This window comes from Mycobacteriales bacterium, assembly GCA_035550055.1.
Taxonomy (GTDB): Bacteria; Actinomycetota; Actinomycetes; order JAFAQI01; family JAFAQI01; genus DASZTV01.
Genome location: DASZRO010000120.1, coordinates 1 through 13,371, shown reverse-complemented (window position 1 = coordinate 13,371; position 13,371 = coordinate 1). Strand labels below are relative to the sequence as shown.

Below are 13,371 nucleotides of genomic sequence, written 5' to 3'. Positions count from 1 at the left end.
CACCCGCCCACCCTACGAGCGCGCCGCGGGAGCAGGTAAACCGAGATGATCATCACCGCGTCTCATGGGCGACAAAGGAGGCCACCATGGCCACACGCAAGACGTCCCGCCACCTGCTCCTTCCCTGCGCCGCCCTGACCACACTGCTCGGCGCGATTCCCGCCGCGGCAAGCGGCTCGAACGCGTTCCCGTCGACGATCCACGCAACGCGCATCAACGTGAAGCTCGCCAACGCGGGAGGCGGTCTCCACCGCGGCAGTCCGATCGCCGCGACCGCCGTCTCGCAGCGGGTCAGCCTCGGCGGGCAGGTGCGAGCCGGCCTCGCCGAAGGTCCGGCGACCGCGGGCGCGGTCTATCCCGCGCTGTCGACCGACGCCGGCACGCACTGGCGCATCGACGGCCCGATGTTCTACCGACCAGCCGCCGACGCGCCGGACGTCACCAGCCGCCTGGCCGCACTCGGCGACCACACGCTGATGGCCTGGGGCCAGGGCGGCAACTTCGTGAAGACGACGACCGACCGCGGCGCCAAGTGGTTCGCATCCGACTTCCCGGCCGGCGTGCAGAGCGCCGCGGTCAGCAACGGCGAACTGACCGTGCGGGCGCTCGGCGATCCGGATCGGTCGGGAACGTTCCCGACCCGGCGCTACGTGTCGAGTGACGGCGGCCTGACCTGGCAGCGCGGTCCGCGACTCGGCGCCGTGCGGTACTGAGCCCGCACGCCGCTCGTCACCCCTTGTCGAGCAGGCCGAACGCGTACGCGTCGTCGAGGGCCTGCCACGACGCCGCGATCACGTTCTCGTCGACGCCGACCGTGTCCCAGGAGCGCTCCCCGTCCGAGGTGCGCACGAGCACCCGGGTGACCGCGCCTGTGCCGTGCGCACCTTCGAGGATCCGCACCTTGTAGTCGACCAGCTCGAGCTTGCCCAGCTGCGGGTAGAAGCGCTCCAACGCCTTGCGCAGCGCCATGTCCAGGGCGTTGACCGGGCCGTTGCCCTCGCCGACCGCCACGACCCGCTCCTCGCCGACGTGCAGCTTCACGGTCGCCTCGGAGGACTCGTTGCCCTCGCCTCGCCCGTCGCTGATCACCCGATACGACTCAAGCTTGAACGGACGCGATCGGGCGCCGTCGACCTCTTCGCGCAGCATCAGCTCGAAGGACGCCTCCGCCGCTTCGAAGGAGTACCCCGCGGCCTCCATCGACTTCACCCGCTCGATCACCCTGCCGACCACCTCGCGATCGACCTCGATGTCGAGCTCGCGGGCCTTGAGCTCGACGCTCGCGCGACCGGCCAGCTCGGACACGAGGATCCGCATGTCGTTGCCGACGGCGGCCGGGTCGATGTGCTGGTAGAGGTCCGGGTCAACCTTGAGCGCCGACGCGTGCAGACCCGCCTTGTGAGCGAATGCACTCGCGCCAACCCACGGTTGGTGGTCATCAGGCGCGATGTTGGCAAGCTCCGCGATTGCGTGGCTGACCCGGACCAGCTCGGTGATCGCCCCTTCGGGCAGGACCGGCAGGTCGAGCTTGAGCTCGAGGCCGGCGACGATGGAGAACAGGTCGGCGTTGCCCGCGCGCTCGCCGTACCCGTTTGCGGTTCCCTGCACATGGGTGGCACCGGCTTGTACGGCGGCCAGCGAGTTGGCCACCGCACATGAGGTGTCGTCGTGCGCGTGAATCCCGACGCGCGTCTGCGGGTGGCCGAGCCAGCCGACCACCTCGTTCACGACCTCGGCGAGCCGGGTCGGCAACATGCCGCCGTTGGTGTCGCACAGCGCGACGACCTCCGCGCCGGACTCCGCCGCCGTCGCGAGCACCTCGAGGGCGTAGTCGCGGTCGAGGTGGTAGCCGTCGAAGAAGTGCTCGGCGTCGAGAAACACCCGGCGGCCCTCACCGCGCAGGAAGGTGACCGTGTCGCGGATCATCTCGAGGTTCTCCGCGAGCGTCGTGCGAAGCGCCCGCTCGACGTGACCGGTGTGGGACTTCGCGACGAGCGTCACGACCGGCGTCTGCGCGTCGACCAGCGCACGGACCTGCGGGTCGTCCGCCGCGACCAGACCCGTCTTGCGGGTGGCACCGAACGCCGCGAGCGTCGCGTTGCGCAGCACGAGCTCGCCGGCCGCGGCGCGCCGGAAGAACGCCTCGTCCTTGGGGTTGGCGCCGGGCCAGCCGCCCTCGATGTAGCCGACGCCGAGCGCGTCCAGGTGCGCGGCCACCGCGAGCTTGTCGTCCACGGACAGCGACAGGCTCTCGCGCTGCGACCCGTCGCGAAGCGTGGTGTCGTAGACGTGCAGGTCGGTGAGTGTCACCGGCTCGTCCCTTCGAGGAAGCGTTGGTCCAACAAAAAACCCCCCGACCCGACAAGGGCAGCGGAGGGTTGCGCGTCGGCTGGTGTGGTTAGCCGACGCGCCCAGAAATAATCGTGGCGAACTGCGTCACGCCTTCAGTCTTCGCCACGTCGAGGCCAAAGGTCAAGCCTTGACGACCGACATGCGCCCGGCAGCAGCACGCGCCCGCGCCCGGGCGTCGTCGATGTCGCTGCCACCCGCCACGGCGACGGCCATGCGCCGGCCCGGGTGGGCGGACGGCTTGCCGAACACCCGCACCTTGGTGAGCGCACCGGCGAGGGCGGCATCGACCCCGGAGATCGCCGGGGCCTCGATGTCGGCGTCGGCGAGCACGACCGCGCTCGCGAACGCTCCGCGGCTGGCGACATCGTCGGCGCGCACCGGAAGTCCGAGGATCGCGCGCACGTGCAGCCCGAACTCGCTGGTGCCCTGGCTCAGCAGCGTCACCAGCCCGGTGTCGTGCGGTCGTGGACTGACCTCGCTGAAGAGGACCTCGTCGTCGGCGGTGACGAACAGCTCGACGCCGAAGATGCCGCGGCCGCCGAGCCCGTCGGTGATCGCGACCGCGATCTGTGTCGCTCGCGCCAGGGCAAGCTCCGACATCGGCTGCGGCTGCCACGACTCGCGGTAGTCGCCCGCCTCCTGGCGATGACCGATGGGCGGGCAACAGGTCGTGCCCGCGGCATGCCGGACGGTCAGCATCGTGATCTCGTAGGCGAACTCGACGAAGCCCTCGATGATGACCGGCTGGCCGGTGACGCGGCCGGACGAGCGGGCGTAGCGCCACGCGGCCATCGGGTCGTCGTCCACCCCGACCACCGACTGGCCCTTGCCGGACGAGCTCATCACCGGCTTGACCACACAAGGACGTCCCAGCGCCTCGACCGCCGCGACGTACTCGGCCTCGGACGCCGCGAACCGGTACGGCGACGTCGGCAGGCCCAACGTCTCGGCGGCAAGCCGCCGGATGCCCTCCCGATCCATCGTCAGGCGGGCCGCACGCGCGGTCGGGACAACCACCCAGCCTTCACTTTCCAGCCGGACCAGGGCGTCGGTGGCGATCGCCTCGACCTCGGGTACGACGAAGTCCGGCTTGGTCTCCTCGACCAGTGCGCGCACGGCATCAGGGTCGAGCAGGTCGACCACGCGGCGATGCGGGGTGACCTGCATCGCGGGCGCGTCGTCGTACCGGTCGGCCGCCACGACCTCGACGCCGAGCGCCGCGGCCTCCAGCGTGATCTCCTTGCCGAGCTCGCCGGAACCGAGCAGCAGCAGTCGCACCACGTCGCGCAGGGTACGACGAAGCGCAGGGGTACGCGCTAGCAGACCTTGTGCATCCAGTGGTGAGGATCGGGCTTGCGGCCGTACTGGAGGTCGACGAGGGCACTGCGCAACGCGGTCGCCACCGGCGTCTCGGTCGGCAGGGTCACCTCGCCGCCGTGCCACTTCAGCGTGCCGACCGAGGCGATCACCGCGGCGGTCCCGCAGGCGAACACCTCGGTGATGCGACCGGCGTCGACGCCCTTGCGCCATTCGTCGATGTCGACGCGACGCTCCTCGATCTCGTGGCCGAGCTCGGCCGCGAGCACCTTCAGCGCATCCCGGGTGCCGCCCTCGAGGATCGTGCCGGTGAGCTCGGGGGTCAGCATCGTGCCGTCGTCCTGCACGAACCACAGGTTCATCCCGCCGAGCTCCTCGACCCAACGCCGTTCGACGGCGTCGAGGAAGAGCACCTGCTCGCACCCGTTGGCGATGCCTTCCTGCTGCGCGACCAGACTCGCGGCGTAGTTCCCGCCGCACTTCGCCGCGCCGGTCCCGCCGGGGGCGGCACGGGTGTAGTCCTCGGACAGCCAGATCGTGACCTGCTTGGCCCCGGACGCGAAGTACGGGCCGGCGGGCGAGGCGATCACGAGGAAGGTGACGTGGGAGGACGGCTTCACGCCGAGACCGACCTCGGTCGCCATCATGAAGGGCCGCAGATAAAGGCTGGCGTCGTCGCTTCGCGGCACCCAGTCGGCGTCCTGCGCGACGAGCACGTCAGACGCCGCGACGAAGTCCTCAACCGCCAGCTCCGGGAGCGCGAGGCGCTGCGCCGAGCGGTTGAACCGCTCCCCGTTGAACTCCGGCCGGAAGGTGGCGATGGCGCCGTCGGGCTGCCGGTAAGCCTTGAATCCCTCGAAGATCGCCTGGCCGTAGTGGAAGACGTGACTTGCCGGGTCCATGGGCAGCGGCCCGTACGGGCGTACCCGCGCATCGTGCCAGCCCGCGTCGGGCGTCCACTCGACCGTCACCATGTGGTCGGTGAACACCTTGCCGAACCCCGGCGCGGCGAGGATCTCCGCGAGTCGCTCGGGCGTGGTTGGCTGCTGCGTCGGCTCGACGCTGAACTCGAGACCCATGGGTCGAGGTTAGGTCAGCCTCGCCGCAATCGCATCACCGATTTCGGCGGTACGCCGCTGGGCGCCCCCTCGCTCAGCGAGGTCTGCCGCGGCGGCCGCCTCGACGCGCTTCGCGGCATCGCCCAAACCGAGCGAGTCGAGCAGCATCGCGACGGACAGCACGGTGGCGGTCGGATCCGCGATGCCCTGCCCGGCGATGTCGGGTGCGCTGCCGTGCACCGGCTCGAACATCGACGGTGCCGTCCCGTCGACGTTGAGGTTGCCACTCGCCGCCAGCCCGATGCCACCGGCGATCGCCGCGCCCAGGTCGGTGACGATGTCGCCGAACAGGTTGTCGGTGACGACCACGTCGAACCGCTCGGGTTGGGTGACCATGTAGAGGCAGGCCGCGTCGACGTGGGCATAGTCGACGGTGACGTCCGGGAAGTCCGGCGCGACCGCGTCAACCGTGCGCTGCCAAAGGTTGCCGGCGTGGACCAGCACGTTGGTCTTGTGCACCAGCGTCAGCTTCTTGCGTGGGCGGGCCGCGGCGCGCCGGAACGCGTCCCGGACGACGCGCTCGACGCCGTAGCGCGTGTTGACGCTCTCTTCGGTAGCGACCTCTTGGGGGGTGCCCTGGCGCATCGATCCGCCGACCCCGACGTACGGACCTTCGGTGCCTTCCCGGACGACCACCATGTCGATCTCGGCGGGGCCCGATCCGGCGAGCGGCGTGCTGACGCCCGGGTAGAGCTTCACCGGCCGCAGGTTGACCGCGTGCTCGAACGCGAACCGGATCTTGAGCAGCAGGCCGCGCTCCAGCACGCCCGGCGGCACCGTCGGGTCGCCGACCGCGCCGAGCAGGATGGCGTCGTACTGGCGAAGCTCCTCGAGCACGCTGTCCGGCAACGTCTCGCCGGTGCGGTGGTAGCGAGCTGCGCCGAGGTCGTAGTCGGTGGTCTCGACCTTGACCCCTTCGGGCTCCACCGCGGCGTGCAGCACCTTGAGGCCCTCCGCGACGACCTCGAGGCCGATCCCGTCACCGGGCACGACAGCAATACGCGCGCTCTTCGTCACCCTCGAATCGTAATGTTGGCCCCGTGACGCGACGTGGCGCGGTGCTGTTCGCGGCCATGTGCGTGATCTGGGGCCTGCCCTACCTGCTGATCCGGATCGCGGTGCGCGACCTCAGCCCGGCTGACCTCGTGTTCGCCAGGACCGCGATCGGGGCGTTGCTGCTCGTACCAGTCGCGGCAGGTCGCGGCGCGTTCGGCGGGCTGCGCGGCCATTGGCGGTGGGTGCTGGTCTACACGGCGGTCGAGCTCACGATCCCCTGGTTGCTGCTGAGCAGCGCCGAGGAGCACCTCACCAGCTCACTCGCCGGGCTGCTGGTGGCCGCGGTGCCGCTGGTCGGGATCGCGATCACCCGGCTGCTCGGCCTCGCCGAGGAGATGACGACGCAACGGTGGGCCGGCCTGCTCGTGGGGATCGCCGGGGTGGCCTCGCTCGTCGGGCTGCAGGTCGGCAAGGTCGACATGGCGGCGGTCGGGGAGATCGGGCTGGTGTCCGTCGGCTACGCGCTCGGCCCCCTGGTGCTCACGCACCGGCTCGGCGACGCACCGGGCCTCGGCGTCGTCGCCGCCTCACTGGGCATCACCGCGGTCGTCTATGCGCCGGTCGCCATCGCTCGCCCACCCCATCACCTCACCGAAGAGGTCATCTGGTCCGTGATCGGGTTGGCGCTGATCTGCACCGCCCTGGCGTTCGTGGTGTTCTTCTGGCTGATCGCCGAGATCGGTCCCACGCGAGCGACGGTGATCACCTACGTCAACCCCGCAGTGGCGATCGCGCTCGGCGTGGCCGTGCTCGGCGAGCACGTGACGACCGGCATGATCGTCGGCTTCCCGCTCGTGCTCGCCGGCTCTTACTTCGCGACCGCGAGACGTGTGGCCGGCGAGTCCGAGCCGCTCGACCCGATCGTCGACGAGCCGCTCGTCAGCCCCGGCTGAGTCCGCCGCCGTTCGTACCATGGCATGGTGCGTACGAGGCGGCAGCTGCACGTCCTCGTGGTCGACGACGACGCACCGACTCGCGATCTCGTCGAGGCGCTGCTCACTGACGAGGGTTTCGCCGTGGAGTGTGTGGCGGATGCCCGCGGCGCGCTGACCGCGATCAGCGAACGCCGGCCGGACGTCGTACTGCTCGACATCATGATGCCGGAGATCAGCGGCTTCGATCTGATGACCGAGATCCGCCGCCGGGACAACATCCCGATCATCTTCCTGTCCGCGCGAGGCGGTGAGACCGACCGAGTCCTCGGCCTGCGCATGGGAGCGGACGACTACGTCGTGAAGCCGTTCAGCGGCGCGGAGCTGGTGGCCCGGATCTACGCCGTGATGCGCCGCCAGGAAGGCGCCTCGCCGGCGCCGAGCAAGCGGCTGCGCTACGGCGCACTGACCATCGACATCGCCGCGCGCGAGGTCGTTGTCGACGGCGAGGTGGTCGAGACCACGGCGAAGGAGTTCGACCTGCTGGCCCTGCTCGCCGGGTCCCCGCGACGGGTCTTCACCCGCGAGCAGCTGCTCGACCAGGTGTGGGGCTCTTCCACGAGGTGGCAGGACCCGTCTACCGTCACCGAGCACATCCGCCGGTTGCGCACGAAGATCGAAGCGGACCCGAGGCGGCCGCACTACCTGCAGACGGTTCGCGGAGTCGGCTACCGCTTCGAAGGCTGACCCGACGCGTCGCCCGGCCACCGGAGCGCGGCGTACGAACCGGGACAAATCCGGTCCAGGACTGCGGAACCGGAAGTTGTCCAAGTGTTGTGAATCCGTCGCGTAACTGTTGCGCCGAGGCCGTCACCTTTGACGTCGGTGCCCCGCTTTGGGGGGCTCACAACGCGAGCGGAGCAGACAATGCGAAAGATCAACAACAAGAAGAAGGCAGCCGCCATCCTCGGCGGTGGCGCTCTTGCCCTGACCAGCGGCGGCATCGCCCTCGCTTACTGGACCTCCACCGGCAGCGGGTCGGGAACCGCGGCTACCGGCAGCGTCCAGAACGTCGCGGTCGTGCAGACCAGCACCTCCTCGGGCCTGTACCCGGGCGGCAGCGTCACGCTGTCCGGCGACTTCAACAACACGAACTCCGGCAAGGTGTACGTCGGGACCGTCACGGCCACCCTCGGCACGCTGCCTGAAGGTTGCGTGGCGGGCGACTTCACGATCACCGGCACCGCCCCGGTCAACGCCGAGATCGCCCCAGGCAGCGGCGTCGGCGCTTGGACCGGCATCACCCTGACGATGAACGACACCAGCAGCAACCAGGACGCCTGCAAGTCGCAGACCATCCCGGTGACCTACAGCGTCAGCTGACCTCTCGTGCCGGCCGAGGAGGACGGCGATGACGGACCACGCGATCCAACGCAGACGACCTGAGCAAGACGACGTACGTCGCCCAGGGCTGCTGTGGCTGTGGTTGGCCGTCCTCGCCGTCCTCCTTGCCGGTCTGGTCACGGCCGTCCTGCGGCTGAACGGCTGCGGCAACAGCTGCGGCGCGACCGCGAACCCTCCGGCGGGAGAGCGCAACCCGATGCCCGGCAACTCGCAGACGGCGCGGTCGACGAGCCGGCACAGCGCGCCATCGGCGCCGGTGGCGATCACCGTGACCGGCCGCGAGAAAGGCGCTCTGTCACCCGGAGTGAGCCGACCCGTCGTCGTGTCGATCGTGAACCTCGGCTCCCGGCCCGCGCGCATCACCTCCGCCGGCGTCACCGTCGGTGATGCGACGAAGGCCTGCCGCGCGGCCACGAGCATCCGGGTCACCGGATACCGCTCCTCGGCGCCAGGCGCCACGCGTTACGAGCTCGCGCCCGGCGCGGCGGCCCGGATCCCGTTGCGGATCTCGATGCTCGACCTCCCCACCAACCAGAACGCGTGCAAGGACGCGTCGTTCCCCCTCACTTTCCACGCCACCGCACGGCAAGGCTGACCGACCGATGTCGCACTCCCGGATCTCATCGCGCGCGAAGCGCGGGACCGCGGTCGCGCTCGCCCTCGTCGCCATCGGTGCGGCGGGCGCGGGCACTGCCAACGCCTACTGGTCCGGTCGGGCAGCGGGCACCGGGGGGTCCTCCACCGGGACGGTCACCCTCGCAGTCACCACCGCACCACTCGCGGGGCTCTACCCCGGCGGCAACGTTGCGGTCAGCGTGACGCTGAAGAACACCACCTCGGGAAACCTCACGGTCACCTCCCTGACGCAGTCGGGCACCGCGACGATCCAGACCACCGGCAAGGGCAGCTGCAACCCCGCGGTCGTCACCTTCGCGGTGGGCGCCCTCCCATCAGGTGCGCTGACCCCCGGCCAGTCAGGAACGGCGACCGGAACGGTCTCCATGACCACCGCGGCGGCTGACGGCTGCCAGGGAACGACGTTCGTCGTCCCGCTGACCGGCACGGCGCACCTGTGATGAGGCGCCGCTTCTACTCCGTCCTCGCCGTCACTGCGGCACTCGCCGTGGCCGGCGCAGCCTCCGCCCTCGCCTTCTTCACGGCGACGGGTACGGCGAGCCAGCTCGCCACGTCGACGACGCTCGGCGCGCCGATCGCGGCCTCCGCGACCGCGGCGAGCGCCACCAGCATCACGATCTCCGTCACCAGCGGCCCTTCGGCGCCCGCCGCCACCGGCTACGTCGCCTACCCCCACGGCACGACCTCCACTGCGGCCTGCACCATCAGCGGTGCAACCGGGAGCTGCTCGGTGACCGGCGTCACGCCCGGCACGACCCCGTCGTACGACGTGTACAGCACGCTGTCGAGCTGGATCTCCGCCGCCACCGCGATCGTCAGCGCGACGACCCCGCCGGCCGCCCCGACTGCCGTCACCGTCGTCGGCGGCGGCACCGGGCAGGCGTACATCGACGCTGCGAACGCCTCGAGCGTCGAGATCGACGTCACCCTGCCGGCGACCTCGACCGCCGCCGACATGGTCCATCTGACCGTGAGCGACGGCACGACGACCGTCACGCCGAGCGCCAAGACAGCGCCGAGCGGCGCCGGCACGACCGCCTTCACCGCGCTGAACCTGTCTTCGCTGCACGACGGTCACCTCACCGTCACCGCATGGTCGACCAACGCCGGTGGCAGCTCCACGACGTTGGCCGTCACTGCGGTCAAGGACACCGCCGCACCCGCGCCGACCGTCACCGCGCCGAGCAACGGCGCATACCTGGCATCGACGACGCCCACGATCTCCGGCGCCGCCGGCACGCAGGTCGCCGACGCCGGCCACAGCGCGGATGCAGCCACCGTGACCGTGACGATCTACTCAGGTGGCACGGCAACCGGCCCCCCGGTGCAGACCATCAGCGGCAACGTGACCTCGGGCAGCTGGTCGGTCACGCCCTCACCTGCTCTCGCCGGCAACGCGCAGTACACGGCGCAGGTCAGTCAGAGTGACGCCGCGGGAAACGCCGCGACGGCGACCACGACGTTCGTCATCGACAGCCGGGCGCCCTCGGTCACCGTGACGGCACCAACCGCCGGGTCGATCACGACCTCGCTGACGCCGACCTTCACCGGCACCGCAGGCAACCAGGCGGCCGGGACGACGCAGAGTGCGGACTCCTCGACGGTCACCGTCAAGATCTACGCCGGGCCCAATGCGACGGGTACCCCGGTCCAGACCCGCACCACGACCGAGACGTCGGGCTCCTGGTCGGTGGCCGCGAGCAGCGCCCTGACCGCCGGCAGTCAGTACACGGTGCAGGCGACGCAGTCCGACGCGGTCGGCAACACCGGGACGAGCTCGGCGGTGACGTTCACCGCCGGACCGCTTCCACCGGTCGCCCTGGCGTTCGTCAACCTCTCCGGGTTGCCGCCGGTCCTGTCGACGGGCAACGTCGAGATGATCAACGCGCTCGGCCAGCCGGTGGTGAACACGACCGGAAGCGCGATCAGCGTGAGCGTCTCAGGCGGGCTGCTCGGCCCGGTCAACGTCTCGATCGCCAACGGGCAGACGGTGTCGACGCAGTTCAGTGCGCTGCTCACACTGAGCTCCTTCTCCGCCACCGCGACCGTCAACGGCCAGACGCTGACCGGGCACAGCTAGCCCGGGCTCACGCCCGGTTGATCGCGCTCACCAACGCGAGCAGGGACGCGGTCGTGATGCTCGAGTGGACACCGCATCCCCAGAACACCTGACCGCCGACCGCAACCTCGAGGTACGCGGCGGCCTGCGCCTCCTCACCGGCACTGCGCGCGTGCTCGTGGTAGTCCAGCACCCGCGCGTCTGCGATGCCGTTGCGTTCGAGGGCATGCACGAGCGCGGCGATCGGGCCGTTGCCGGATCCGCTGACCTCACGCACCACGCCGTCGACGCTGACCCGGGCGGTGATGACGTCGACCTCACCGGACTCGATCGTGTAGCTGTCGATCCGCAGCGGGGTCTCGCGGTCGAGGTAGGTCTCCTGGAACAGCTGCCAGATCTTGTCGGGAGCGACTTCCCCGCCCTCGTTGTCACAGATCGTCTGGACGATCCGCGAGAACTCGATCTGCATCCTGCGCGGCACGTCGAAGTGGTGGTCGTACTTCATGACGTAGGCGACGCCGCCCTTGCCGGACTGCGAGTTGACCCGGATCACCGCTTCGTAGCTGCGACCGACGTCCATCGGGTCGATCGGCAGGTACGGCACGCCCCACGTGAAGTCGGTGACGGGCACCCCGGCCTCCGCCGCGTCGCGCTCCAGGGCCTCGAAGCCCTTCTTGATGGCGTCCTGATGGGAGCCGCTGAACGCCGTGTAGACCAGGTCGCCGCCGTACGGGTGCCGCGGGTGAACCGGCAGCTGGTTGCAGTACTCGACGGTGCGCCGGATCTCGTCGATGTCCGAGAAGTCGATACCGGGGTCCATGCCCTGGCTGAAGATGTTCAGCCCGAGCGTGACCAGACAGACGTTGCCGGTCCGCTCGCCGTTCCCGAACAGACAACCCTCGACCCGGTCGGCGCCTGCCTGGACGCCGAGCTCGGCGGCCGCCACCGCCGTACCGCGGTCGTTGTGCGGGTGCAGGCTGAGGACGACGCTGTCCCGCCGGGCGACGTTGCGGCCGAACCACTCGATCGAGTCGGCGTACACGTTCGGCGTCGCCATCTCGACCGTTGCCGGCAGGTTGAGCACGACCTTGCGGTCGGGACTGGGCTCCCAGACGTCCATGACGGCTTCGCAGACCTCGACGGCGTAGTCGAGCTCGGTGCCGGTGAACGACTCGGGTGAGTACTGCCAGCGGACGTTGGTGGCACCCAGCAGGGACTCGGCGTACTTCTGGCACCACTGCGCGCCGCGTACCGCGATGTCCTTGATGCCGTCCTTGTCCAGCCCGAAGACGACGCGCCGCTGGAGTGTCGACGTCGAGTTGTAGAGGTGGATCAGCGCAGTGCCCTTGAATCCGACCAGCGACTCGCAGGTGCGCTCGATCAGCTCTTCGCGGGCCTGTGTCAGCACCTGGATCGTCACGTGGTCGGGGACGACGTCGTCCTCGACCAGGCTGCGGATGAAGTCGAAGTCCGTCTGGCTCGCGGCCGGGAAGCCGACCTCGATCTCGTCGTAGCCGATGTCGACGAGCAGGTCGAACATCCGGCGCTTGCGCTCGGAGTCCATCGGGTCGATGAGCGCCTGGTTGCCGTCACGGAGATCGACGCTGCACCACTGCGGCGGTGCGGTGATCACGTTGCTCGGCCAGGTGCGGTCGGGCAGGTCGATGGGCGCGAACGGGGTGTAGCGGGTGTGCTTGGCCATGCCAGTCATTGGGTTTGCTCCAGTCGATTCGGATCGGATGGCAAACCGGCGCTTCAGGCCTCGAGTGGTTTGCGACCACGGCCGACTCCCGCAGCGGGGGGCCGGTGGTCGACCCCGCTACGGGCGGGTAAGGAGCAGGAGCGCGCGCATCTCGTTGATCACGGTACCAAACTCTCGTCGAGTCGGCGCATCCCGAAATAGACGACGGCCAAAAGCAGCACTGCGCCGACCCCGTCCAGCCAGTAGTGGTTGGCCGTCACGACGATCACGTACGTCGTGAGAACCGGGTAGAGCAGCGCCAGCCAGCGCCACCTCGTGCGCAGCACGCAGACGATCCCTGCCGCGACGAGAACGGCCCAGCCGACGTGGACCGACGGCATCGCCGAGAGCTGGTCGGTGATGCCGTGGCCGAGGCCGTCGTACACCGACTGGTGGTAGCGCGCAGCGAGGTCGACCATGCCGAATGACGGGATCAACCGCGGCGGCGCGACCGGTAGGAAGCCGATGAGCAGTGAGATGCCGGTGAAGGCGAAGACCAGGTTTCGCCACTTCGGGTAGACGTCGCGATGCCAGATCATCAACCAGAGCAGCACCGCCGCGAAGACCGCGATGTGCGCCCACGCGTAGTAGCCGTTGAGGATCCGGTCCCAGGTCGCGTGCCCCAGGATCTGCCGCTGGAGCGTCGCCTCGCTGGGCAGATGCGACACCCGTTCGGCGTGCCACAGCCAGCGGCCTCGACCGAAGGCGCCGGCTCGATGGAACAGCGAGACGTGGCCGACGATCCGCCACAGGATGAACAGCACGTTGAGCAGGACGAACTCGCGCAGCAGCCAACCCCATCGCGCGAAGTCATGG

At 69.8% G+C, this 13,371-nt stretch carries 13 protein-coding genes; 7 read left to right on the top strand and 6 right to left on the bottom strand.

Annotated features, from left to right (window positions below):
- Positions 1-86 precede the first annotated feature (86 nt).
- Entirely contained in the window at positions 87-713 is a 627-nt protein-coding gene (locus VG899_17110; protein ID HWA68085.1) for a hypothetical protein, read from the top strand.
- A gap of 16 nt (positions 714-729) precedes the next feature.
- Here VG899_17110 and cimA read toward each other — a convergent pair whose 3' ends face one another.
- The 4 genes from cimA to VG899_17090 form a co-directional block, all read right to left on the bottom strand.
- Positions 730-2,310, bottom strand: coding sequence for a citramalate synthase (gene cimA / locus VG899_17105; protein HWA68084.1), 1,581 nt, complete (start codon positions 2,308-2,310; stop codon positions 730-732).
- A 162-nt stretch (positions 2,311-2,472) separates the two neighbouring features.
- Positions 2,473-3,633, bottom strand: a complete 1,161-nt coding sequence (purT, locus tag VG899_17100) for a formate-dependent phosphoribosylglycinamide formyltransferase (protein HWA68083.1) — start codon at positions 3,631-3,633, stop codon at positions 2,473-2,475.
- 35 nt (positions 3,634-3,668) lie between these two features.
- Positions 3,669-4,748, bottom strand: a complete 1,080-nt coding sequence (locus VG899_17095) for a branched-chain amino acid aminotransferase (protein HWA68082.1) — start codon at positions 4,746-4,748, stop codon at positions 3,669-3,671.
- Between the two features lie 9 nt (positions 4,749-4,757).
- Positions 4,758-5,804 (bottom strand): 3-isopropylmalate dehydrogenase, encoded by a 1,047-nt coding sequence (locus VG899_17090; protein HWA68081.1) that lies wholly within the window; start codon positions 5,802-5,804, stop codon positions 4,758-4,760.
- 23 nt (positions 5,805-5,827) lie between these two features.
- Here VG899_17090 and VG899_17085 point away from each other — a divergent pair, with 23 nt between their 5' ends.
- The 6 genes from VG899_17085 (at position 5,828) to VG899_17060 (ending at position 10,835) form a co-directional block, all read left to right on the top strand.
- Positions 5,828-6,736, top strand: coding sequence for a DMT family transporter (locus tag VG899_17085; GenBank protein ID HWA68080.1), 909 nt, complete (start codon positions 5,828-5,830; stop codon positions 6,734-6,736).
- A gap of 27 nt (positions 6,737-6,763) precedes the next feature.
- Positions 6,764-7,462 carry a response regulator transcription factor gene (locus VG899_17080; GenBank protein HWA68079.1) on the top strand — a complete coding sequence of 233 codons (699 nt, stop codon included), beginning with the start codon at positions 6,764-6,766 and terminating at the stop codon, positions 7,460-7,462.
- A 180-nt stretch (positions 7,463-7,642) separates the two neighbouring features.
- Positions 7,643-8,098, top strand: a complete 456-nt coding sequence (locus VG899_17075; protein ID HWA68078.1) for a hypothetical protein — start codon at positions 7,643-7,645, stop codon at positions 8,096-8,098.
- A 28-nt stretch (positions 8,099-8,126) separates the two neighbouring features.
- A complete protein-coding gene (locus VG899_17070; GenBank protein ID HWA68077.1) occupies positions 8,127-8,714 on the top strand; it encodes a hypothetical protein in 588 nt (195 codons plus the stop codon).
- 7 nt (positions 8,715-8,721) lie between these two features.
- On the top strand, positions 8,722-9,195 hold the full coding sequence (locus tag VG899_17065) for a hypothetical protein (protein HWA68076.1): 474 nt from the start codon (positions 8,722-8,724) through the stop codon (positions 9,193-9,195).
- Positions 9,195-10,835 (top strand): Ig-like domain-containing protein, encoded by a 1,641-nt coding sequence (locus VG899_17060; protein HWA68075.1) that lies wholly within the window; start codon positions 9,195-9,197, stop codon positions 10,833-10,835. The genes VG899_17065 and VG899_17060 overlap by 1 nt, the downstream gene beginning before the upstream one ends.
- Positions 10,836-10,842: 7 nt before the next feature.
- Here the strand turns inward: VG899_17060 and leuA are convergent, their stop codons facing one another.
- Together leuA and VG899_17050 are read right to left on the bottom strand one after the other, a co-directional pair.
- Complete coding sequence (gene leuA / locus VG899_17055) at positions 10,843-12,525, bottom strand: 2-isopropylmalate synthase (protein ID HWA68074.1); 1,683 nt, start codon at positions 12,523-12,525, stop codon at positions 10,843-10,845.
- Between the two features lie 149 nt (positions 12,526-12,674).
- On the bottom strand, positions 12,675-13,371 hold a 697-nt coding region (locus tag VG899_17050; GenBank protein ID HWA68073.1), incomplete at its 5' end, for a phosphatase PAP2 family protein.